At 48.1% G+C, this 21,770-nt stretch carries 22 protein-coding genes; 10 read left to right on the plus strand and 12 right to left on the minus strand.

From position 1 onward, the window contains the following. Positions 1-114 precede the first annotated feature (114 nt). Both pyk and uvsE read left to right on the plus strand, forming a co-directional pair. Entirely contained in the window at positions 115-1,527 is a 1,413-nt protein-coding gene (gene pyk / locus RQP52_RS28870; protein ID WP_157323652.1) for a pyruvate kinase, read from the plus strand. A gap of 190 nt (positions 1,528-1,717) precedes the next feature. Further along, positions 1,718-2,674, plus strand: a complete 957-nt coding sequence (uvsE, locus tag RQP52_RS28875) for a UV DNA damage repair endonuclease UvsE (protein WP_315955053.1) — start codon at positions 1,718-1,720, stop codon at positions 2,672-2,674. A 348-nt stretch (positions 2,675-3,022) separates the two neighbouring features. On the opposite strand, the gene RQP52_RS28880 is transcribed toward uvsE, so the two are convergent. Next, complete coding sequence (locus RQP52_RS28880; RefSeq protein ID WP_315955054.1) at positions 3,023-3,925, minus strand: YihY/virulence factor BrkB family protein; 903 nt, start codon at positions 3,923-3,925, stop codon at positions 3,023-3,025. Between the two features lie 83 nt (positions 3,926-4,008). Here RQP52_RS28880 and RQP52_RS28885 point away from each other — a divergent pair, with 83 nt between their 5' ends. Together RQP52_RS28885 and RQP52_RS28890 are read left to right on the plus strand one after the other, a co-directional pair. Beyond that, positions 4,009-6,321, plus strand: a complete 2,313-nt coding sequence (locus RQP52_RS28885; protein ID WP_315955055.1) for a UvrD-helicase domain-containing protein — start codon at positions 4,009-4,011, stop codon at positions 6,319-6,321. Positions 6,322-6,410: 89 nt separating this feature from the next. Beyond that, on the plus strand, positions 6,411-7,313 hold the full coding sequence (locus RQP52_RS28890) for a manganese catalase family protein (RefSeq protein WP_315955056.1): 903 nt from the start codon (positions 6,411-6,413) through the stop codon (positions 7,311-7,313). 45 nt (positions 7,314-7,358) lie between these two features. Here RQP52_RS28890 and tpx read toward each other — a convergent pair whose 3' ends face one another. Genes tpx through trxB form a run of 3 tightly spaced genes read right to left on the minus strand, consistent with a single transcriptional unit; the run spans position 7,359 to position 9,238 of the window. Next, entirely contained in the window at positions 7,359-7,883 is a 525-nt protein-coding gene (gene tpx, locus RQP52_RS28895; RefSeq protein ID WP_315955057.1) for a thiol peroxidase, read from the minus strand. A gap of 57 nt (positions 7,884-7,940) precedes the next feature. Then, on the minus strand, positions 7,941-8,252 hold the full coding sequence (gene trxA / locus RQP52_RS28900; protein ID WP_315955058.1) for a thioredoxin: 312 nt from the start codon (positions 8,250-8,252) through the stop codon (positions 7,941-7,943). A gap of 38 nt (positions 8,253-8,290) precedes the next feature. Next, complete coding sequence (gene trxB, locus RQP52_RS28905; RefSeq protein WP_315955059.1) at positions 8,291-9,238, minus strand: thioredoxin-disulfide reductase; 948 nt, start codon at positions 9,236-9,238, stop codon at positions 8,291-8,293. 357 nt (positions 9,239-9,595) lie between these two features. Here trxB and RQP52_RS28910 point away from each other — a divergent pair, with 357 nt between their 5' ends. After that, positions 9,596-10,525, plus strand: coding sequence for a peptidylprolyl isomerase (locus tag RQP52_RS28910; RefSeq protein WP_315955060.1), 930 nt, complete (start codon positions 9,596-9,598; stop codon positions 10,523-10,525). Positions 10,526-10,622: 97 nt separating this feature from the next. Here RQP52_RS28910 and pdaA read toward each other — a convergent pair whose 3' ends face one another. The 4 genes from pdaA to RQP52_RS28930 form a co-directional block, all read right to left on the minus strand. Then, positions 10,623-11,357, minus strand: a complete 735-nt coding sequence (pdaA, locus tag RQP52_RS28915) for a delta-lactam-biosynthetic de-N-acetylase (protein WP_315955122.1) — start codon at positions 11,355-11,357, stop codon at positions 10,623-10,625. 174 nt (positions 11,358-11,531) lie between these two features. Then, positions 11,532-12,650 carry an HD-GYP domain-containing protein gene (locus tag RQP52_RS28920; RefSeq protein WP_315955061.1) on the minus strand — a complete coding sequence of 373 codons (1,119 nt, stop codon included), beginning with the start codon at positions 12,648-12,650 and terminating at the stop codon, positions 11,532-11,534. After that, a complete protein-coding gene (locus RQP52_RS28925; RefSeq protein WP_315955062.1) occupies positions 12,647-13,075 on the minus strand; it encodes a response regulator in 429 nt (142 codons plus the stop codon). The genes RQP52_RS28920 and RQP52_RS28925 overlap by 4 nt, the downstream gene beginning before the upstream one ends. Next, on the minus strand, positions 13,068-14,621 hold the full coding sequence (locus RQP52_RS28930) for a sensor histidine kinase (protein ID WP_315955063.1): 1,554 nt from the start codon (positions 14,619-14,621) through the stop codon (positions 13,068-13,070). Before RQP52_RS28930 ends, RQP52_RS28925 begins: the two co-directional genes overlap by 8 nt. Before the next feature lie 158 nt (positions 14,622-14,779). On the opposite strand from RQP52_RS28930, the gene RQP52_RS28935 reads away from it, so the two are divergent. Next, positions 14,780-15,421 (plus strand): response regulator transcription factor, encoded by a 642-nt coding sequence (locus RQP52_RS28935; RefSeq protein ID WP_315955064.1) that lies wholly within the window; start codon positions 14,780-14,782, stop codon positions 15,419-15,421. Positions 15,422-15,477: 56 nt separating this feature from the next. Here RQP52_RS28935 and lepB read toward each other — a convergent pair whose 3' ends face one another. From lepB to RQP52_RS28955, 4 genes are all read right to left on the minus strand, one after another. Next, complete coding sequence (gene lepB, locus RQP52_RS28940; RefSeq protein ID WP_315955065.1) at positions 15,478-16,038, minus strand: signal peptidase I; 561 nt, start codon at positions 16,036-16,038, stop codon at positions 15,478-15,480. 74 nt (positions 16,039-16,112) lie between these two features. Beyond that, the gene (locus tag RQP52_RS28945; protein ID WP_315955066.1) at positions 16,113-16,766 is read right to left on the minus strand and encodes a hypothetical protein; all 654 of its coding nucleotides are present in this window, start codon (positions 16,764-16,766) and stop codon (positions 16,113-16,115) included. Between the two features lie 70 nt (positions 16,767-16,836). After that, complete coding sequence (locus RQP52_RS28950; RefSeq protein ID WP_315955067.1) at positions 16,837-17,607, minus strand: hypothetical protein; 771 nt, start codon at positions 17,605-17,607, stop codon at positions 16,837-16,839. Between the two features lie 59 nt (positions 17,608-17,666). After that, on the minus strand, positions 17,667-18,128 hold the full coding sequence (locus tag RQP52_RS28955; RefSeq protein ID WP_315955068.1) for a hypothetical protein: 462 nt from the start codon (positions 18,126-18,128) through the stop codon (positions 17,667-17,669). A 208-nt stretch (positions 18,129-18,336) separates the two neighbouring features. On the opposite strand from RQP52_RS28955, the gene RQP52_RS28960 reads away from it, so the two are divergent. The 4 genes from RQP52_RS28960 to RQP52_RS28975 all read left to right on the plus strand — a co-directional run bounded on the left by RQP52_RS28960 (position 18,337) and on the right by RQP52_RS28975 (position 21,769). After that, on the plus strand, positions 18,337-18,765 hold the full coding sequence (locus tag RQP52_RS28960) for a DUF1761 domain-containing protein (RefSeq protein ID WP_315955069.1): 429 nt from the start codon (positions 18,337-18,339) through the stop codon (positions 18,763-18,765). Positions 18,766-18,933: 168 nt separating this feature from the next. Then, on the plus strand, positions 18,934-19,212 hold the full coding sequence (locus tag RQP52_RS28965) for a hypothetical protein (protein WP_315955070.1): 279 nt from the start codon (positions 18,934-18,936) through the stop codon (positions 19,210-19,212). Between the two features lie 675 nt (positions 19,213-19,887). Beyond that, positions 19,888-20,685, plus strand: coding sequence for an AraC family transcriptional regulator (locus tag RQP52_RS28970; RefSeq protein ID WP_315955071.1), 798 nt, complete (start codon positions 19,888-19,890; stop codon positions 20,683-20,685). Positions 20,686-20,794: 109 nt separating this feature from the next. Continuing rightward, positions 20,795-21,769 (plus strand): ABC transporter substrate-binding protein, encoded by a 975-nt coding sequence (locus tag RQP52_RS28975; RefSeq protein WP_315955072.1) that lies wholly within the window; start codon positions 20,795-20,797, stop codon positions 21,767-21,769. Position 21,770: the final 1 nt, after the last annotated feature.

Genomic DNA, 21,770 nt, shown 5'->3' on the forward strand with positions numbered 1-21,770 from the left:
ACCACCTGCATACTATTTTTCATATAGCATACTATATTTCATGGAATTTTGTCGAAATAAGGCATATAATGAAGCCAAAATTGATTCGTCCACAACGAAAGGAAGTCCTAAACAATGCGTAAAACGAAAATCATTTGTACCATGGGACCTGCTTGCGATTCCGTCCCGACTCTAAAGGAACTCATTCGCTCCGGTATGAGCGTTGCCCGACTTAATATGGCTCATGGCGATTTGGATGAGCACCGCGGACGCATTCAGCGCGTTCGTCAAGCGGCTCAGGAGTTAGGTGTTGTCGTTCCGATTCTGATGGATATCAAAGGACCGGAAATCCGCATCGGACAACTGAAAGATGCTTCCTATGATTTGAAAGCCGGCGATCGCATCGTCCTGACGACAGAACAAATTGTCGGGGACGGCAACCGCGTTTCCGTGAATTACCCTGGCCTCCCGCAGGACGTTAAGCCAGGCAATCTTGTGCTTATCGACGACGGCTCCATTGAGCTTCGCGTTGAATCCATCGATGGCACGGAAGTCATCTGCAGCGTCTTGAACCAAAGTGTTCTGAAGCAGCGTAAAGGCGTTAACTTGCCAGGTGTTCGCACATCTCTGCCAGGTGTAACTGAACGTGACGTGATGCACATTAAATTCGGTATCGAAGAGAACATCTCCATCGTCGCCATGTCATTCGTGCGTAACGGGAACGATGTTCAGGAAGTTCGCGGCATTCTGGAGCAGCATGGCGCAGGCAATACGCCGATTATCTCCAAAATTGAGAATGAAGAAGGCATGACGAACTTCGCTTCTATCCTCGAGGCTTCCGACGGCATCATGGTTGCGCGCGGTGATCTTGGGGTAGAAATTCCAACAGAAGAAGTCCCTATCGCGCAAAAAGATATGATCCGTGCTTGTAATCTAGCCGGCAAACCGGTTATTACAGCAACGCAAATGCTGGATTCCATGCAGCGTAACCCGCGTCCGACGCGTGCAGAAGTGAGCGATGTCGCTAACGCCGTCCTTGACGGCAGTGACATGGTCATGCTTTCCGGCGAAACCGCAGCAGGCAAATATCCCGTCGAGTCCGTGACGATGATGGCGACAATTGCCGAGCGCGTTGAGCAGACGATGGAGCGCAGCTCCATGATCGATGCACAGCTGCAATCGAACAACGAAGTGACGGAAGTGCTGTGCCAAGCGGTTGTATCTTCTGCGAATAAGCTGAAGGCTGCAGCGATTCTGACGCCTACAGAGAGCGGATTTACCGCACGGATGATTGCCAAGTATCGTCCGGAGGCGCCGATTATTGCGGTAACGTCCAACGAGTACGCGATCAATCTGCTTAGCATGGTACAGGGTGTAATCCCCATCCATGGCGAGTTCTGCGAATCGACGGATGCGATGATTCGCTCGGCTATCGGACATGCCGAAACCCTCGGCTACGTGAAAAAAGGCGACCTTACCGTCGTTTCCGCAGGTGTTCCTGTGGGGAAATCGGGAACAACCAACCTGTTGAAGGTTGAGCGGGTATAAATCGTTTGGTTTAAAGGATCGTTTGGAGAGAATCGGATAAAAAGAGAGAATAGATGGATCAGAGAGAACAAAGAGATCCACAATAGAGAAAAGGCGCCTTATGGGTGTCTTTTCTCTTTTAATGCCTTAAAACCTCAGCCAAGGGGCAAATTAACGGTAACTTTATCATGCACTTTTAACGGGAGGCTCCATGATTATCCGACTTGGATTCGTATCGATTGCGCTCGCGATTTTTAATAATACACCCAGCTCGACATTTACGTATAAGCTGTTCTCACAGCGTCCGCGCGAGGAAGCCCTTCAGCGTGCGATTGATATCGGACGCAAAAACCTCGAAGCCACGCAGCGCATCCTCTTTTACAATGCCGCTCATGGGATTCGCTTGTTTCGTCTCTCTTCCTCGCTCATTCCGCTCGCCACGCATCCGGATGTGCAAATTGACGTAGCCGGCGAATATAAAAAAGAGCTCAAGAAGCTCGGCGACTTCGCCAAGGCACATGACATTCGCCTCAGCATGCACCCCAACCAGTTTACCCTGCTGAACGGGAGCGACTCGGTGGTTGCGGCGGCGATTCAAGACTTGCGCTACCATGCTGCTATTCTCGATGGGATGGGGCTGGATGAATCAGCCATCATCAACATCCACGTCGGAGGCGTGTACGGCGACAAAGCCGCCGCGACGGAGCGGCTGTTTGCGAAGGTCCCCGAGGTGCCGGATCACATCATGCAGCGGCTTACTTTTGAAAATGACGATAAAACCTACACCCTCGAGGAAACCCTCGCCGTGAGCCAGCGGTTGCAGCGTCCCTGTATGCTGGATTTGCATCATGATTGGTGCAACCCATCAGAGGCCACACCTCAGGAGCTGCTTCCGCAGATCGCGAAGACTTGGGGCGATATCCCTATGAAAATCCATATTTCGTCTCCGAAGTCTCCCAAGGACACGAAGGAGTTTCGCTCCCATGCTGACTACATTGAGCCGGAGCAGCTGGTCGCTTTCCTCAAAAGCTGCAAGGAGGCAGGACTGGACCGCGTCGACGTCATGATAGAGGCGAAGATGAAGGATCTTTCTCTATTCCAGCTGGCGGAGCAGCTGGGTAAGATCCGGGGGATTAAGCGGATTGATGGAGGCATTTTGGAGTGGTAGATAGGTAAAGAAAGACCGTAGAACGGAGCGGATTCCGCTTGGTTCTACGGTTTTTTGGGTTCGGTTGAGCCGTGGGATTAGTGAGGGGAAGCAACAGGTATTAACGCCGATTACTCCCGTTATTTTCCTCGTCTCATTCATTTTTGCACAGATAGATGGATTCTCTAACGTTAATTTGTTCAAAATGAACCATTTTCCGGAAACACCGATGATTTAGATGGAGCTTTTCCAGTTATTCCGTTTCCTGAGCCGACGCAGCTTGGATTAGAGGTAGATTTTCCAGCTATGTCAGTGTGACCGCACCTCTAGGAGTCGGTGGTATGGGGCTTCGCCCTGGAAATCGGAGCGTCACCACACAGTCCTATCCTTCTTATCCTGCATGTCCTTTTTATCCTGTTTATCCTGCCAATCCCGCTTATCCAACGATACCGTATGAACATGCTCCTGCATCTTCACATGCTTCAGGGCATTGATCTCCCCTCCAATAATAATGAGCAGCGCGGAGATGTAGAACCAAGTCATAAGGACAATAATCCCCCCGACACTGCCATAAGTGGCGCTATAATTCGTAAAGTTATTCACGTAGAAAGAGAAACCCAGACCTGTCCCCTGCCAGCCAAGGGAGGCGAATAAGGCGCCGGGGAGCACACTTTTACATGTCAGACAGGTGTTCGGAGCTATGTAATAAATACCTGTGAAAACTATGAACAGGATAATGAAGTTCAGAATCCAGCGAAGATTGTTCCAAACGTTAACCTTCGTTGCCGCCAGATGAACATGGGCCTGTACCCAGTCGCCGATCCAATGGCCGAATACGCTCAGAAGCAGCGCAGAAGCAATAACAATAAGCATGCCGAGCGTCAGCATAACCGCTAAAAAACGCGAGTGAATAAAGCTTTTGCGCTCCGGCAAGCCGTAGGCTTTATTCACGGCTATCACGATCGCATTCATCGCTGCGCTAGCGCTCACCAAGGCCAGGATTAACCCGAAGGACAAGGTCCCACCTCTTTTTACATCGAGCAAATTGGTCAAGGTATCCTCAAGCCAGCTGGAAACGGCGCCTGGTATGTAGTCTTTGATTAGTGACACCACATCGTCAGATGAGAACGGCAAATACCCGAGCAAACTCAGAATAAAGAGTAGAAACGGGAACAGCGACAGCAGGAAATAGTAGGCGCACTGTGCAGCCAGCCCCGTAGCATCGTGCTTTTGGAATTGGTGCCAGAGCAATTTTAAGTTAGATATAACCATTGGCGGAGTTATCCTTTCATTGCTCAAGAATTGTGATAAAATAGGTAGTTCAGTCCTGCAAGGAACAGGTGATTACCCTATCAATGAACTCTCTATCTATTTACCCTACTCCAATAAGCTCTAAACCGGCTGCTGAGCGAAAGATTCCGCATGCTCAGATGGCTCGGTTAACGAATAGCTCGGATTTTGTGCCCGACGAGGATCGGGACGCTTATTTTTTCCGCGATTTGGAACGCCATCGCATTTTGTTGAATGAAGCGCAGGTACAAGCTGTGCGCCATTTCAAGGGTCCTCTTCTCACGTTAGCGGGAGCAGGTTCTGGCAAAACAACCGTACTGGTATGCCGAGTCGCTTATTTGCTGCGCGTTCACCGGGTGCATCCGTCGAATGTGCTGCTGATTACTTTTTCGAAAAAAGCCGCTGAAGAAATGCGGGAGCGCCTCGCTTCCCTGCCTGGCCTGGATGCGAGTATGACTCACTCGATGCAAGTGAGGACGTTTCATGCCTTCTGCCTCCGGTTGCTGCGAATGAATGGGTTCAATCAGGAGATTCTGAGCGACGGCCGTTATCAGCAGATTGTTTTCAAACGCATCATGCTGAGCATGGGACTTCAGGATACCTATCAACCCGAGGTTCTCATTACCATCCTCTCTTCCTACAAAATGCAGCTGATCAACGTCAGCGACCTTCCCGAAGATACGGAAGAAGATCAGGAGATGAAGCGAATTTTTCTGCAATATGAACAGTGGAAAATGGAGCAGATGAAGATCGATTTCGACGATATTTTGATTCTCGCGCATCAGCTGCTGAATGACAATGGCGATATCCTGCGCTCGCTGGAGCGAAAGTTTTCTTATATCAGCGTCGATGAGTTTCAGGATACGAACACCGTGCAATATGAGATTATTAAAATGATCGCTCGAAATCATCAAAATTTGATGGTCGTCGGGGATGATGACCAGACCATTTATTCGTTTAATGGAGCTCGGAATGAATTTATTTTACAATTCCATGAACAGTATCCTACTGCGACGACCGTCACGCTCGATATTAACTATCGATCCACTTCGAGTATCGTTGGACTCGGCAATGCTATTATTCGGCATAACGTCCAGCGCAAGAGCAAGACACTGCTAGCCACCAAACAAAGTGAAACGAAACCGTTGTATGTAAGGCCTGCCAGCAGCGATGACGAAGCGGATTGGCTGATCAACGATATTCGCGTTAAGGTCGCTGAAGGCGGCTGCACGTTTGGGGATTTTGCCATTCTATACCGCACGCAAAGCAACAGCAGGGCTATTATTGAGCAGTTGATTCTGCATAATTTGCCGTTTGTCGACTATGGCAGCAGCGATTCTTTCTATGAACAATGGATGGTCAAGCCGATTATCGATCATCTTCGGATCGCTCATGAACGCCGCAATTTTGAAGCGATAGAGGGTGTCCTACCTTCATTATATATAGGGCGTGACCAAGGCATGCGGATTATTCAGGAACAGGAGGCGATTCAGGCTAAAAAGTGGCCGCTGATCCACCTTCTGGGCTTGCCGCAGCTGAAGGATTTTCAAAAAGAAAAGCTGAAAAGCCGCATCCGTCTAATCAAGTCGCTTGCCGAAATGAAGCCGCTGGAAGCCATCCAGGCGATCCGCAAAGACTTCTACGACGCCTTTCTGGAGACGAATAAGCGCAGCAAGCTTACGCATCACCGGGAGATGCTGAAGGAGACCCTGGACGAGCTCGAGTCCTCTGCCAAGCGTTTTGATTCGGTGGAGCAGTTCCTTTATTTTATCCATGAAGTCGCAGAAAAACGCACGGAAATGAGCGCACTGCCAAAAGAGCAAGCTGCGAATAAAATTTCGCTCATGACGATTCACAAATCGAAAGGCCTCGAGTTCAAAGTGGTTTACTTGCTCTGTGCAATCGAGGGCAACATGCCGCATAGCTCGGCACTGGAAGCGAACCAGCTGAACGATGTTCAGCTGGCCGGCGTCACCGCGCGCGACAAAACCGCCGCCGCGCTGGAGGAAGAACGGCGACTCGCTTACGTCGCCGTCACGCGCGCCAAGGCCGAGCTGCTCATCAGCTCGCCGGCGTATTATCGCGGGAAGAAGGCGGAGCCTTCCCGCTTCCTGCTGTCCGCGTTCCCTGACGCGGACGGGACGGACAGCCGCAAGCCTGTGGCGGCGGCTGTGACGAAGTCAGCCGCGCCGAGAACGTCGGCGGTTACGAAGCCCACCACGACGGAGTCGGTCGCGGCGTGGGTTTGCGGCCAGGCCGGCTGCAAGGCCTGGTCGCGCATTTCTTCGCCGCAGGAATCGCGGAGAACGGCGAAGGCGTGCCCCTTGTGCGGCGGGGCCATGGTCAAGGGCAGCAGGCTCGTCCCACTCGCCCGCTAGCCCGCCAGCTCGCCAGCTCGGGGGATTGCATGATATGACCCCTGCTTGGTTAGAATACATCCGTATCTGACCAGTTGGAGGGGATCATTTTGATCAAAAGATTCAATCGATTAGCTATTGAGCTTCCGCAGCCGACAACAGCCGATCCAAACGCAGCAGCCGCTGTACAAGAGCTGCTTGGCGGTAAATTCGGAGAAATGTCCACGCTGAACAATTACATGTTTCAGTCGTTTAATTTCAAGAATAAGACGAAGCTGAAACCTTTCTACGACCTGATTTCCAGCATAACTGCTGAGGAATTCGGCCATGTTGAGCTCGTTTCACACACCATTAACCTGTGTTTGGCTGGTGCAACGAAACCAGGTGATCCGGATTCAACACCTTTGGCAGCTGCCAAGGATGTGCGCAATACGCAGCATTTCATCTTTGCCGGTCAAAATGCGCTTCCCGTGGACTCGATGGGCAAAGCTTGGACCGGCGAAAATGTGTTTAACAGCGGTAATCTCATTCTAGATTTGCTGCACAACTTCTTCTTGGAGTGCGGAGCTCGCACACACAAAATGCGCGTCTACGAAATGACCACTCACCCCGTTGCTCGCGCGATGATCGGCTACCTGCTAGTTCGCGGAGGCGTGCATGTGGTCGCTTACGCCAAGGCGCTTGAAGTAGCTACCGGTGCAGACGTGACCAAACTCATACCCATTCCGAGCCTGGACAACAGAGCGTTCAACGAAACTCGCAAGTATGAGGAAAAAGGCGTCCACCGGGTCTTGTATCGCTTCAGCGATGAGGACTACCGCGACCTGGAGCAGATCTGGAAAGGCACACATCCTGAAGATGGCGGCGATTTGATCGTCAAGGAGGGCATTCCGGAAGGAGGCCCCATTCCAGAGTATGCAGACACACCGGAAGAGTTTGCCCCTGGCATTTTCCCGGAAGACTTCATGAAAATTGCCGCAAGACTTCAGCAGTCTGCCGGTATTCACGCATAAAAAAAAGGACGAAACAGGAATGAACCTGCCTCGTCCTTTTTTTATTTAAACAAGCTCTCTCAAAGCTTGAAGCGCCGCGTCATAATTCGGATGCTCTTTCATTTCGGTTAAATACTCAACATAACGAACTGTATTGTCAGCATCTACAAGGAAGATGGCCCGTTGATCAAGCTGGATCTCTTTAATCAATACGCCATACGCTTGGCCGAAGTTACGATGTTTGTAGTCGGAAAGTGTAATAACTTTATCAATTCCGGCAGCCCCACAGAAACGGCTTTGCGCAAAAGGAAGATCCACGGAAATCGTCAGAATGACAACGTTATCCCCCAGTTTATCTGCTTCCACATTGAATCGGCGCGTCTGCGCATCGCAAGTTGCTGTGTCCACGGAAGGAACAACGGAAATCAGCTTTATTTTACCCGCATAATCCGACAGGCTCACCTCTGTCATAAGATCTTTATTCACCGTAAAATCAGGCGCTTTATCCCCAACTTTAATCTCCGGTCCTAGCAAAGTGACTGGATTTCCTCCAACAGTTGCTACTCCTGTGCGTTCTTGTACTTGTGTCATGATAGTTCCTCCTGAATGGTTGATGTCGTTTATATGTTTTGATGCTGGGAAAAGGGATTAAGCTTGCTCGATTACAGCTTTAAGTTTCTCTTTGGGTTGCACGCCTACCAGCTGATCCACCACTTGCCCGTCTTTGAAAACTAGCAATGTTGGAATGCTCATGACGTTATATTTAGCAGCGGACTCCGGGTTGTCGTCCACGTTGATTTTTACGATTTTGGCTTTGTCGCCAACCTCGGCGGAGAGTTCATCCAAGATCGGAGCGATCATTTTACAAGGGCCGCACCAAGGTGCCCAGAAATCGACGAGCACGGTTCCACTACTTGTTTCACTTTGAAAGGTTGCATCGGAAATTTGGTTAACTGACATGATTAATTCCTCCTAGGATTTAAGTTGTTTGATGTTGGTTATTTGCTGCTTACAAGAGCAACAGCATTTACTGAATTATATCGCTCAGCATCTAGTGCCGCCATAGCACCGCTGCCTGCTGAAGTGATGGCTTGCCGGTAAATGTGATCTTGCACATCACCGCAGGCAAATACGCCTGGTATCGCTGTTTTGGAAGTTCCCGGGATGACCTGCAGGTAACCGAGTTCGTCGGTTGGCAGTTGACCACCCAAGAATCCTGTATTCGGCGTATGACCGATTGCCAGGAAGATGCCGTCTGCTTCAAGCAATTCTTCTTCGCCTGTTTCGTTGTTGCGCACTTTAAGCCCTTTGACCCCAAGCGGTCCGGCTTCTACTTCCAGCGGGGTGCGGTTCAGGCTCCAAACCACTTTCTCATTGCCGCGGGCGTGATCCTGCATGATTTTCGACGCCTTCAGATCATCACGACGATGCACGACGCGCACTTCAGATGCAAATCTGGTCAAAAATTGTGCCTCTTCCATCGCGGTATCCCCGCCGCCAATCACGATAATTTTCTTATTTCTGAAGAAAAATCCGTCACAAGTGGCGCAAGTGCTGACTCCTTTTCCGATGTTCTCAGATTCGCCGGGGATGCCCAGCTTCTTAGCTGAAGCGCCTGTAGAGATAATGATTGAATCCGCCGTCAGTTGACCCCCACCTTCTAGAAATAACGTGAACGGCCGTTTCGACATATCCACTTCCGTCACGCGCCCTGACTGGATTTTAGCGCCGAAGCGCAGCGCCTGCTTCCTCATGTTGTCCATCAGTTCAGGGCCCATAATACCGTCCGGGAACCCTGGGAAGTTATCCACCTCCGTTGTAGTGGTTAATTGACCGCCAGGCTGTATGCCTTCGATGACAAGCGGCTCCATGCTCGCTCTCGCTAAATAGATCGCAGCCGTTAATCCGGCCGGGCCTGTTCCGATAATGATCGATTTGTGGTGCATACAAATGCCTCCTTTTATTCATCGATATTTGTTTATTTCCTATTGTTGATTGCTTGTTGTCTATTTCGTATTTCTTATTTCTTAGTTCTCATTTCTTATTTCTCTTTTCTCATTTCTTACCATCGTTTTGTTAGCAAATTAATTTGATGCAAACCTTATGAACAGATCATATCAATTTCATTTAAATTTGTCAACAATTAAATTGCATACAAATTAAATATGAAGGTAGAAACCTTTACTCCTTCCAGAAACCGGTTAAGCCTTCATAAAACATTCAGTTAGACTTCATGTGGGCTTCAGATTCCATAGGCATAATAGAACCATGTCATCCAGAGACACATACTGAAGGGAGCAAATATGAATAAAACACAAATAAGATCTAATCGCACATGGAAATGGGTATCAGCTGTACTGCTGATCTGCCTTATCGCATATATCGCTTTCTACCCACCAACTAAACACGCTGCGGGTAGCGCGGGGACAGTAGAGCCCGTCGCCAAAGTCAATGGTGTCAGCATCAACTCCGAACAGTTATATCAAGCTATGCTCGCTAGCGGCGGTCAGCAGACTCTTGATTCCATGATCTCTGAAGAGCTCATTAATCAAGAAGGTCAAAAAGCAGGCATCACCGTCACCGACGAAGATATTGATAAAGAAGTTGCCAATGTAAAAGGCTCTTATGGCTCTGACGCTGAATTTCAACAAGCGCTCACTTCTTACGGTATGACTATAGACGATCTCAAGAAAAGCATGAAGTCGCAGGTCCTTTTGAAAAAGATATTAACGCCTCAAATCACAATTACAGATGATGAAATCAAAAAATATTACGATGAAAACCTCGAAACCTTGAAGGTTCCTGAGCAAGTTCAAGCCTCTCACATCTCCGTAGCGACGAAAGAAGAGGCGGATGCTATTATAGCCGATTTGAAAAATGGGGCCGACTTTGCCACGGTAGCTAAAAGCAAATCTTTAGACACAGCTACCAAAGATAATGGTGGATCCCTTGGCTACATCTCTAGCGGCAATATGGACGAAGCTTTCGATACCGCGGCCTTTGCTTTAAAAGTTGGCGAAACCAGCGGCGCTGTTAAGACAAGCACGGGTTACGACATCATTAAAGTAACAGACCACAAAGCAGCCTCCACCCCTACAATGGAGGAGAAAAAAGAAGATATTAAGTCGGCGATCACCACTCAGAAACTGGCTTCCCTCTCCACCACATGGCTGCAGGATAAGAAATCGCAGTCGACGGTTGAGAACTATTTGAGCAAGCCTAAAGGAGCTTAACGTATCCTTCCATCTATTCCACTGTACGTGAAGACAGAGGCGGCTGCCTCCACGACCAGCAGCAAAAAAGGATGCCCATGGGGCATCCTTTTTCATTTTACGGTGTACGAGTTTTCATCTCGTCCAAGCTCTTGAACTGATAGCCTTGACTTCTGGCGTCGTCAATGATTTTGGCCAGCGCCTCCGTGTTATCTTTGGATACGGAATGCAGCAAAATCACCGCGCCAGGGTGCAGTTGCGCCATCACATTTCTATACGCATACTCCCAGCCCTTCTGCTGCTTGGGCTCCCAGTCGCGGTACGCAATGGACCAGAACACGTTCGTGTAGCCAAGCTGCTGGCTGACGGCTAGCGACTGACCGTTGAAGATGCCCCGCGGCGTGCGCAAATAATGCATCTCCTTCTGTCCAGTGACAGCGCTCACGCCATCCCTCACTTGATCGAGCTCTTTCTTGATCCGATCGGCGGAAATTTGGCTCATATCCGGATGGCTCCAAGAATGGTTGCCAATCAAGTGCCCCTCTTGCGCCATGCGTTTCAGCAGTTCCGGCTCGGTTTTGATGTAATGGCCGGTCACAAAAAAGATGGCTGGCACTTGCTTTTCTTTTAGCACGTCCAGAATCTTGCCGGTATACCCCTGCTCATACCCATTATCGAACGTGAGGTACAATTCTTTGACCGCTAAATCACCTGTAAAGATAGCCCCATGCTGCTTCAACAGATTCTTGAAGCCTTCTTCATCAATGGAAGGACGCTGTCCGTTGGTGCTTTTTTTGAAGCCGAAATGATAAGACCCGTCAGCGGATACGAGCGTGGCCTGTCCGAGCAGCATCGCAATCACGACGGTAAGGATACGGATGTAATTCACGGGTGCAGATTCACTCCTTGCCTTCTGTGGTTGAGTTCAGCCTTCATAGACTGTTACTAATATTCCACAGGAAAGGCTGGAGTAGGCGTGATTCGAGCAGGGTAATATTGGATGCTCGGCACCAATCCTCTAATCGGATCAATCAATGACTTTGCCGAAAATCTCCACGATATCCGCGCGGAACGAGTGCCCCACCAGCTTTTGAATTTCGGCATAGGCTTCCCGCTGGGACATCTCTTCCCTGTAGGAACGCGGCGTCGTTAGCGCCAGGAATACTTCCACTAATCCTAGCATCTGCGATAGCAGAGGGATTTGATCCCCAGCAAGCCGATACGGGTAGCCGGTGCCATCCACTTTTTCATGATGATACAGGAACGCCTTCTCCACCTCTTGAAAGTCAGGGATGCCTTCGCATAATTCCTTGGCCATGTAGCAGTGCTCCTGAACGACTTCGAATTCGAATTCGGACAGCTTGCCTTCCTTTTCGAACATATAATCCGGCAGCTTGACCCTGCTAACAAAATGCAGAAGCGACAGCAGATCAATCTCCCAGTCCTGTACGCGCATTCCCCCATATGCCTTCACCAGTGATTTGAGCAGCATGCTCATCTCTCCGATTTCTTTCCGTGATGTCTGGGTTTTCCGCTCCCCAACGGGAATAAAGCTTTGCAGAAGGTTAATCACCTGCTGTTTCTGCTGCTGGAAAGCCAAAGCCTCGACACGTTTTTTAAACTGATTGCGCGAAACAAGGATGACCCCTCCCAAGATCGCGCTTCCAAATGTATATACACCTCTGGTTATTGCAGCAATAATCGGTGAAATGTCTCCAACTATAACGGAAGTTGGCCCGAATATAGAGAGAAGTACGACGTACATCATAATAATGAGGCAGCCGTATACATATATTTTGGAATCTACCAGCAAACTAAGCAGAATGGGACAAAAGGCAATCGCCACCCACATGTGCCATAAGGACAAAGGGTTGTACAGCGTAGTCACGACAACAACAACAAAGATAATGATTGGAGATATGAGCTTTGTATACACATTCTCTTTGGGCAAGTTCTTTTGAATCACAAGAATTCCCCAACAGAAAAGCGACACGGTAAGCGAGGTTACCATATAAAGATAAGATTCCGAGTCTCGGATAACGAGCCAGTAGAGTATCCCGCCAATCGTGCATAACGAAGCCATACTTGCGATAATGAACATCATCAGTTGATCGACGGGCTGATTCTCGAGGCGCTGCATGTTCATATGAGCGAACTCCTTTTGGAGACGGGGTAGGTTCCGTACTCTTTGCATTGGAAATAAGAAATTCCTTTCATGACCTCTTCAATGGTCGATAATATGACCTCTGGACTCGTATCCTTCATTAAATAACCGTCCACACCGGCTTGAAAAGCACGATAAATATCCTCACTTTCATCAAATGCGGTCAGGATAATGATTTTCATCTGCGGATATATGCTCTTAAGTGCCTTCGCACCTTCAATGATCGGTATGCCGGGCATTTTGAGATCCGTCAACAGTAGATCCGGCACGATGGAGAGGGCTTGCTCAATAGCTTCACTGCCATTGGTAGCCTCACTGGTTACCGCGTAAGCGCCGCAGCTGCCCAACAGCATGCGAAGACCTGCCCTTACAATGGAACTGTCATCAGCAATAATGACTTTATACATAAGCAGTACTCCTTTCGCGCGGTATATATGCGGTAACTGTTGTTCCTACGGCTTCCTCAGATTGGAATGTGATTGAGCCATTCAAGGCTCTAATCCGGCTCTCCATGCCGCCCAGTCCGAACCTTCCCTCTTGATGCCTGTCCTCGGACTTCATTCCGATTCCATCATCCTTAATCATAACGGTCCATTGCACACTCGTAACTTCAATCATAACGTGAAGATGCTTCGCTTTTGCGTGCTTGATGACGTTATTGGCCGCTTCCTCCACCAAGTGATAGATCGCACCTTCGACGTCCACCTGTTCTTGCGAAACCCAACCGACATGTTCAAAAATCGGCTTCACTCCCGTGTTCTCTGTGATGCGCTGCAGCATTTTTTCAATCGCGTAATGGAGATTCAGCGTTCTTTTTTCGTCCTTAAGCTCCGTTATGAATTGCCGGATATCGCGGTGGCTTTCTTTCACCTTCTTCTCGATCTCGATGACATAAGGGAGCATTTCATCTCGCGCATGCGCGGGTAGGGCATTCTTCAACTGAAACAGCTGAATGGAGATGAAGAACAGCTCTTGTGTAATGCCGTCATGAATGTTCTGTGCGATCGTATTGCGCTCTATCGCGACCGCTGCTTCCTCTGCTTCCAGCAGCTCCTCGTCGCTGAAATGAATGGCTTCCAGCCTCATAAGAATGAACTGGATGTACATTTTGTGCAGGATGGATAATTCATTTTTCTCCGCCTTCACCAACAGCCAGCCATACGATTTCCCGCCCCGATCGAGCAGTGTCTGGATGTACAGCGACTCTAATTCACCTGTAGGAGAAGGCAATTGGGCGTACATCCTCTGACCGTGCAGCGATGCATTTTGCTTCATATAGTTCGTGAAATAGGTATGCTTCCAGCTCAGCGCCTTCTCGTTCTGTCTATCTCTTTCCATACAGAGCATGACTTCACGCTCATCCAAAATTTTCTTGAGCAGACCTTCTAAATAAAGAATACCCCCCTGCTTCCTCGGCTGCCGAGCCATAAAACGAGAGGAATAAATCATCACCATCTTGCGATACTGTTTACGCACTGCTTGGATAGTGTAGTGCGCAAAACTTATCAAACAAAAGTAACCAAGGATAACAAAGCTATAATCAAAATGGTTCAGCAGATAGATGTACGCGGCCGCATCAGAAGTCAGCGCAAAGATCAACGGGAGTAAAAGCGCATAACAAAAAGAGATCCGGTAATACCCCCGCCATGTCACGAAGCGCTTGACCATTAATAAGCCGGTAAAACAGTAGATTAAGAACGGTGAGGACAACCCTCCTGTTAACCAAAGCAGGTAAATCCCAAAACTAATATCCACAGCAGATGCCGCAATCGCGGCTTTTTTACCCATTTTAAAAAGATATAACAGACTGTAGGCCGTGTGAAAAAGAACGGCAGCCAACAACAATCCCGGTGTCACGTTCCCCGATTTGGTATAAATCAGGAGCCCCATCAACAGCAGCACCCATCTGCCTCCAAAAAAAACATACAAGCTTGATTTGGTAGTTAGAAACATCGACAAATACTCCTAAACTTTATCAATTCTTAATGGTCTTTCGACTGCATTTGTTATACAATGAAGCAGTCAACTACAATAATAGGTAAAAAGCACTAGGAAATTATACCTAGTTTCAGTATATCATAGATCGCATCATTTTGGAGGGAAACCAATCGATGAATATGATTATCCTTGATGACCATCCGCTTGTACGCAAAGGTATTTGTACCATTGTTTCATCTGGTCAGTTCATGAATATTGTTGGGGAAGCAGCGAATACGAAGGAAGCTCTACGGCTTCTTGATCAGACAAACCCCGATCTTGTGCTCGTAGATTTAAATTTGGGAAATGAGAACGGCATCGATTTCATACAAGAGGCACGCAGGGCAGGACATGCTTGTAAATATATCATTTTGACTTCGTCCATTACGCAAAGTGAGCTTCAGCTCGCACAGTCCATGCAAATTGAAGGCGTCTGTTTAAAGGAAGCGTTTCCAGAAGATTTGTTGTACGGCATTGAAGTTGTCGCTCGCGGTCGTAAGTACTACGATCCGGTGTTGATGGGGTCGATCATGGAGCATAAATCAGGCAGGGAAAAGCAAGAGTTGTCTGAATTGACTCCCAAAGAACTTGAAGTGTTGATGTCGCTCGGTAAAGGCCGCTCGAACAAGGAAATCGCTAACGCCCTCTATATCACGGAGTTTACCGTCAAGAAGCACGTAAGCCAGGTTCTGGCCAAGTTAGAACTAGCGGATCGGACGCAAGCCGCCTTGTACGCCTTATCCAAAGGGCTGGTTCAATTCGAAATGCAGCGTTAATCGCCTATACATAAAGGAAGATCCGCCGGGATAACCCGCCGGATCTTTTTTTGGCTTTACAGGTCAAGAGGCTCAGCAATGCGATGCATCGGCAGCAGCGAGAAGACGGCATAACCTTTCACATCTTTGATGTGTACAGGACCCAGCGAGGGGTCACGGCTATCCTTGCTTTCGCCCAAGTTGCGATTGTCTCCAACTACGAACAGGTAGCCGTTTGGAATCGTCTGTACGTCCATATTTTCCGACTTGCCGGCTGTATACAGCTCAGGCAGCGGTGTTTCGTTGACGTAGATGACGCCATCTCGAATGAATACGCGATCGCCTTGAACGGCAATGACACGTTTAATAATGCTGAATTCTAACCGATCATCCTTGATTACAACCACATCGCCATACTTCGGCGTTTTAAAAAATAGCGATACTTTATTCATCAGCAGAACATTGCCGCTTTGCAGCGTCGGATTCATGGAATTACCAGAAACCCTCGTCAGTCCTATCATGTTATTAATCAATATAAAGGCTAGAGAGAGCAGTAAAATGAATCGAACCCAACCCCAGAATTCACTTTTATGCTTAGTCGCTGCCGGCTTCTTACGTGCCAAAACTTCATCTGCCATGATACTTTCCCACCCTCGCTAACTTTCTCGCTAAATTATGATTGATTGTACGTGACATGACTTACAGTTGCATCCTATCGCTGTTGCCCATAGACATCCGAAATGACCGTTGGCGGTTGGATCTCCGATTGTGACGCAGGTGGCACTGAAGGTGGTGCAGTCGGCGGTACTACAGACGGTGGTGCTGCTGGCGGTGTTGCCGGTGGTATCGCTGGTGCGCTAGGTGGCGGCGCAACCAAAATGATAGGCGGGCTCTGCGTGAACACCATAGCCGGCGGTACGTAGCTGCCTGCTAATGAATCCATGGCATCTTTGGCGCTGTCGAGAATGGTTTGCAGCTTATCCAAAATTTGTTTGCGGTCCTGCTCCGTTTTGACCTCCGTGCCGGCAAGCAGGTATTGTGCATGCTGCTCGAGTGCCTGCAGATAAAGCTGTTTCTGCGTATCAGTGAAAGATTGAAGACTTCTAGTGGATGCTTCAAGTCGAAGCTGCAATTCTTTCTTTAACAATTCCTTCTGCGCATCCGTCTCTGATTTCATGGATTGATCCAATCCTTGGATGACCTGCTCCGTCTTCTTGTTAAACCAAGAAGCCATTGCACCGGCAATATCCATATCCGCATAGGAAATTCCGGCGGACGCCGTGAGAACGACAGTTAAAGAAACAATTCCGGCTGCGACAATCTGCTTGGACTTCACCTTACGCTTCTTCTCATTTCTCCTCATCATGTTCATTCCTCCCTTTCTCAAAGTAAGCGTATGGCCCCGAAACCGGGGCCCCTCCGCTTATGGCATTTTATTATTTCAAACCGTTAAGTACGATGTTCTCTAGAGCTGTTTTACCTGAAGCTTCAAGAGCGTCGCCTTTATCTGTAATTGTTTTGATGTTAGCTGCTTCCAGATCATCAGCAAGTTTTTGAAGTTCTGCCAATTTAGCTGCAATTTTAGCCGTTAAGTTATCTTTAATTTCTTTGGATGCTGCTGTTCTTTCTTGGCTCAGCAAGTTGTTGAGCTCTGTTTTTGTCGTTTCAATTTTCGTAGTCAATGTCGCCGCTGCTTGCGCTTGCGTTGTTGCAACGCCTGCTTCAAGAGCATTCAAGGATTTTTTACCTTGCTCGTTTACATCGTGGATGATGTCTAATTTGCCGGCAAATCCAAGGCCATCAATAACACCATTGTTAAAGTTGTTGGCATCATTTACGACTTTGTCGTACTCGCCAGGCATGCTAGCTACAATGCTTCCTTTTTTAGCGTCAATGGAATTGGAGTACGCCGTTACTTGACCGTTGATAGCCCCTTGTGTTTGCGTCGTTTCTGTTGTGCCCGCTGTTTTCACATCATTAACAGCACCATTGTTGATCGCTTTGTAATCCGAAACCAACTTGTCGTTATTGGAAGCGACGAAGCTTGCTACATCTCCGGCTACTAGAGCTTTTGTTACTTTAGTGGCGCTGTTATACCAGCTTTGAAGCTGTCCGCCAGCATCTGTTGCAGCAAAAGCTGTCCCCATACCCGCTACTAATCCTGTTGCGATAACCCCAACTGCTAATTTACTTTTCAATGCTTTCATCGTTCATCAATCTCCCTTGGCATCATTTTATTTGTTGAATCATAATTCACAATGACTGACTACTTGCCCGGCGTTAACGTTAATTCCTGAAGCACCTGGATGGTCAATTGATCCACTTCACGGTCAAGCTTCTCGTTCGAAGCAAGAACATACTTGTCAAATTGGGCCGGCCCTTCTGTCTTCATCAGCTCTTCCGCTTTACTTTCAATTTGGCTGACGTAGTCTTGCCTAACCGCCTCTACACGGTTCCTCGCTTGTTGACTCTGGACGTCCTGAACTTGTTTCAGTCTGGCGGCATGGCTTGAGCGCATCTCATCGGCCCGTGCTTGCATGGCTTGTCTGCTTTCGTTCAAAGCACGAATAGCTTTGCTATTCACTTCGCTCTTGCCCGTCTGAAAACTCGCCTTGTACCAGTTTTGCAGCGGCAAGCTCGCATCGGAGTAGGCATAGGCCGTACTCATGATGAGGAAAGTCGAGAGGCTCAATGAACCGATCATCACTTTTCGTTTTAAACGGATCATCGCGCTGCCCTGCCTCCTTCGTGTTCTGCACTTGCTTACAAATTTATTGTAGCTCAGCATCCATTTTGCGCCTTCCCACACAAGAGTAATTTATTACTACTACCTTGGCGGGGGGTCGATGGTATACTTTCGTACCAGATCGAAGAGAAACTTCATTTACAAGAATGAAGCGCCACGATACAATTCGTCTGTAAAAGATCTAACATACATGATTAGTGGAGGGTTTATCTTGAATTTATTAGAAGTGAACTATCTTGCTGTGCTTGTTGCTACAGCGGTCACGATGGTGCTCGGTTTCCTGTGGTATTCGCCCGTCTTATTCGGTCATGCATGGGCTAAGCAGCGTAATCTTAAAATGGACGAGATGTCCGGAGGTGGCCCGCTCACCTACATCCTTACTGCATTAACCGCTCTTGGGGGTTGCTTTATTCTGGCTCTGCTGCTGACAATGGGCACTGAAACCACTTGGGTATCCGGACTTGCGGTCGGCGCGTTGATCGGTCTGAGTATCTCTCTGAAAATCGGCATGAATTACCTATTTGAAAACGCCAAGCTCCCGCTGTACTTCATCACCGTAGGCTACCACCTGGTGGCCTATGTCATCGGCGGCATCATTATAGGTGCTTGGCAGGGATAGCTCTTTTTTTCTTTTTCCGTGATTCAATCCCACCAAACTGGTGTAATAAGGTAAGTCCCCAAGCCATATCGTGAACGCCTGCATATACTGGAGCAGGACCCTTTTGGGAACACAACCTCCAGCTGAATCCAACAGCTGGACTATAACCTGTGTACGGTGGTATCTATGATGGAAAAACAACTTATAACCGCAAAATATGACTTGCTCCACGTTCTTGGGCTGGCTTCCGAGGAAGACATTTACAATGCCCAATATAATGGGCTGTCACTGGCCGATATCGCTGAGGCGAATAAGGTCGACGTTCAAAAAGTAATTGATCTTCAGCTCGCCGAGCTCATTGAACAGCTCGATGAGCGCCTGTCCAGCGGCAGTATCACACCGGAGCAGTACTACGCTCAGCAAGCTGAACTGCCCGAAATCATCATGAGAAGCGTCTACGCCTTATAATTGCAGCTTAGAGTCGGCGTATGTCGAGGGCTGTCTCGAAAGTAGAGATTTCTACTTTTGAGACGGCCTTTTTCCTTTTGGCTGGCTTCTCAGGTAGCTTAGTTCAAGTAACACAATACCCACCAATTGCAGCTTTATCCACTAGCCCCCAAGTAGCTACCATTCCGTAACGGACTCAGGAGACGCTACTTCGCCAGATTTGGTCTATTTCCAGTTGCTAACGGACCGAGGAGACATTATTCACGGATTTTGCTGCTGTTTCGGACATTTTCGGGCCAATAACGGCTCCTGGGTCCGTTAGATGCGAATCCACTCCTACAAACAGCAAATAGCGTCATCTCAGTCCGTTAGCCGACGGCTGTTGCTCACACGTGCCAAGTTAGCGATTAAAAAACTCCGCCAATAGTTCCACAACTAGTTAAAGTACGACAATTCCCACCAGTCGCAGCTTTATCCACCAGTTCCACAACTAGTTAAAGTGCCACAAATCCCACCAATGCAGCTCATCCACCAGCCCCCCAAGTAGCCCACATTTTGTAACGGACTCAGGAGACGCTATTTCGCCAGATTCGGCCGGAACTCGCCCTCATTTGCATATTTTCTCCACTTGTTGCAAACTCCTTTCTGTGTCACTATCAAAGAAAGCATTTTCTAGGATTGGAAAGGATTCCGAATATGAATTTTCAACAGCTTATCCCCCTCGTCCCGATCATTGAGCAAATCGAGACCTGCGGCACCTCCCTTACACTCGGATGTCCAGCTGGCATGTACCAGCTTATTATTGTTCGTCGCGGTCATATAACGCTGCATCAAAGTAACCAAGAACCGTCGGTTTGTTCGCAAGCCTATGCTTGCCATCCCGAGCATGGTCCCTACACGATACAAGTTCCCAAAACCAAAACCGCCGAATACATCGTTATCACCTACAGGATGATACCTGACGGTTACCCCTGGTCCTTGTATGGCCCTCTCACAACCTTGAGTGAAATCAAAATCCACTATATGTTGGACGAGCTGCTCCGCACAACGGAGGATATCCATCCACTATCGGCAGAGGAAATAGCTGCTCAGACGATTCGAAAGCGCATGATGCTGGAGCGTATTCTTTTCATTTATCTATATGAATCTCATTTAACTCAGGACAAGAAGTCATCCAGCGAATCCATTGAAGAGATCCTTTCCTATATGAACGAGCATTATATGTTGGAGCTTTCGCTTCCGATGCTGGCTAGACGGGCAGGCATGAGTGTCGGCTATTTTACCGTTCTTTTTAAAAAACAAACCGGGATGACGATGATGAATTACTTGTATACCCTGCGTATTGAGAAAGCGAAACAAATGTTTCTTCACACCGATTTACTGGCCAAAGAAGTGGCAGGACGTGTCGGATTCATCGACTATTTCCATTTCAGCAAAGTATTCAAAAAGAAGACCGGCACCTCCCCGTCGGAATTCGTCGCCAATCAAAATTAATCTAAATATTAGACATGCTGATTATGCAAATCAGACATGTCCTTACGCGGAAATTGAGCGTATTATTTCAAATGAGAATAATAATCATTGTCATGGGGGAGTCAACAAAATGAAACACTATTTTACACGTTTTAGCTTGCTTGCACTGATCACCGTGTTTGCACTGAGCCTAGCGGCTTGCGGCAAATCTACGAATATCGAATCCGCGGCAGCAACAACGTCTGCTGCAGCAAGCCAGAAACCTGCCGCTCAGACGGACGGTAAAATCACCGTACAGGATGCTACAGGAACACTTGAACTACCTAAGAAACCTGAACGCATCGTAGCTATGGAATTCGGATTCACGGACACCCTCGTCACATTAGGCGTACAGCCGGTTGGTGTTGCAGATGATGACAGCCCGGATCTATTGATGGATTCTGTCAAAGCCCAACTCAAAACCTACAAGTCCGTAGGGTCCCGTTATGAGCCGAACATTGAACTAATTTCCTCATTGAAACCAGATTTGATCATTGCTGACATTAACAAACATAAGAATGCCATTGCCCAACTTAAAGGTATCGCGCCTGTTCTGGTATTGGATGATTTCCAAGCCGACTACAATCAAATGCTGAAAAACGTTGGCATTATCGCCAAGGCTGTCGGTAAGGAAGAGGAAGGCAAGAAACGTCTGGCTGAACACCAAGCTAAAGTTGATGAAGTGAAAAAGAAACTAACCGCTACAAACCTTCGCGTACTTCCAGCGGTTGTGAATCCCAAAGGATTCTTCGCACACTCAGATCACGCTTACAGCGGTTCTTTCCTAGCGATGCTTGGTTACACGGATCCAGTTAAAAATGCTGCCGCCTACCCGCAAATTACACTTGAGCAGCTCGTAGAAGCAAATCCGCAAGTGCTATTCCTGATGCCAACGGAGAAAGAAACGATTGTTAAGCAATGGGAAACAAATCCGCTATGGCAGAAAATTGACGCTGTAGCTAACAAGAAAGTATTTACTGTAGAGCGTCGTGACTGGTCTCTATCACGCGGATTCCTCGGATCCGAGAAAATTCTTGATGATATCGTGAAGAATTTGGGGCAATAGT

The sequence above is a fragment of the Paenibacillus violae genome (assembly GCF_032461945.1).
Classification (GTDB): domain Bacteria; phylum Bacillota; class Bacilli; order Paenibacillales; family NBRC-103111; genus Paenibacillus_E; species Paenibacillus_E violae.

Bases quoted from the DNA above. Each gene is read 5' to 3' on its own strand.
- RQP52_RS28960 (WP_315955069.1), top strand. From the start codon at position 18,337: ATGATTAGTGGAGGGTTTATCTTGAATTTATTAGAAGTGAACTATCTT.
- RQP52_RS28930 (WP_315955063.1), bottom strand. From the start codon at position 14,621: ATGTTTCTAACTACCAAATCAAGCTTGTATGTTTTTTTTGGAGGCAGA.
- trxB (WP_315955059.1), bottom strand. From the start codon at position 9,238: ATGCACCACAAATCGATCATTATCGGAACAGGCCCGGCCGGATTAACG.
- RQP52_RS28955 (WP_315955068.1), bottom strand. From the start codon at position 18,128: ATGATCCGTTTAAAACGAAAAGTGATGATCGGTTCATTGAGCCTCTCG.
- RQP52_RS28920 (WP_315955061.1), bottom strand. From the start codon at position 12,650: ATGAACATGCAGCGCCTCGAGAATCAGCCCGTCGATCAACTGATGATG.
- uvsE (WP_315955053.1), top strand. From the start codon at position 1,718: ATGATTATCCGACTTGGATTCGTATCGATTGCGCTCGCGATTTTTAAT.
- RQP52_RS28880 (WP_315955054.1), bottom strand. From the start codon at position 3,925: ATGGTTATATCTAACTTAAAATTGCTCTGGCACCAATTCCAAAAGCAC.
- pyk (WP_157323652.1), top strand. From the start codon at position 115: ATGCGTAAAACGAAAATCATTTGTACCATGGGACCTGCTTGCGATTCC.
- RQP52_RS28945 (WP_315955066.1), bottom strand. From the start codon at position 16,766: ATGATGAGGAGAAATGAGAAGAAGCGTAAGGTGAAGTCCAAGCAGATT.
- RQP52_RS28885 (WP_315955055.1), top strand. From the start codon at position 4,009: ATGAACTCTCTATCTATTTACCCTACTCCAATAAGCTCTAAACCGGCT.
- RQP52_RS28975 (WP_315955072.1), top strand. From the start codon at position 20,795: ATGAAACACTATTTTACACGTTTTAGCTTGCTTGCACTGATCACCGTG.
- RQP52_RS28965 (WP_315955070.1), top strand. From the start codon at position 18,934: ATGGAAAAACAACTTATAACCGCAAAATATGACTTGCTCCACGTTCTT.
- RQP52_RS28925 (WP_315955062.1), bottom strand. From the start codon at position 13,075: ATGTATAAAGTCATTATTGCTGATGACAGTTCCATTGTAAGGGCAGGT.
- RQP52_RS28950 (WP_315955067.1), bottom strand. From the start codon at position 17,607: ATGAAAGCATTGAAAAGTAAATTAGCAGTTGGGGTTATCGCAACAGGA.
- pdaA (WP_315955122.1), bottom strand. From the start codon at position 11,357: ATGCTGCTCGGACAGGCCACGCTCGTATCCGCTGACGGGTCTTATCAT.
- trxA (WP_315955058.1), bottom strand. From the start codon at position 8,252: ATGTCAGTTAACCAAATTTCCGATGCAACCTTTCAAAGTGAAACAAGT.
- tpx (WP_315955057.1), bottom strand. From the start codon at position 7,883: ATGACACAAGTACAAGAACGCACAGGAGTAGCAACTGTTGGAGGAAAT.
- RQP52_RS28970 (WP_315955071.1), top strand. From the start codon at position 19,888: ATGAATTTTCAACAGCTTATCCCCCTCGTCCCGATCATTGAGCAAATC.
- RQP52_RS28935 (WP_315955064.1), top strand. From the start codon at position 14,780: ATGAATATGATTATCCTTGATGACCATCCGCTTGTACGCAAAGGTATT.
- RQP52_RS28910 (WP_315955060.1), top strand. From the start codon at position 9,596: ATGAATAAAACACAAATAAGATCTAATCGCACATGGAAATGGGTATCA.
- lepB (WP_315955065.1), bottom strand. From the start codon at position 16,038: ATGGCAGATGAAGTTTTGGCACGTAAGAAGCCGGCAGCGACTAAGCAT.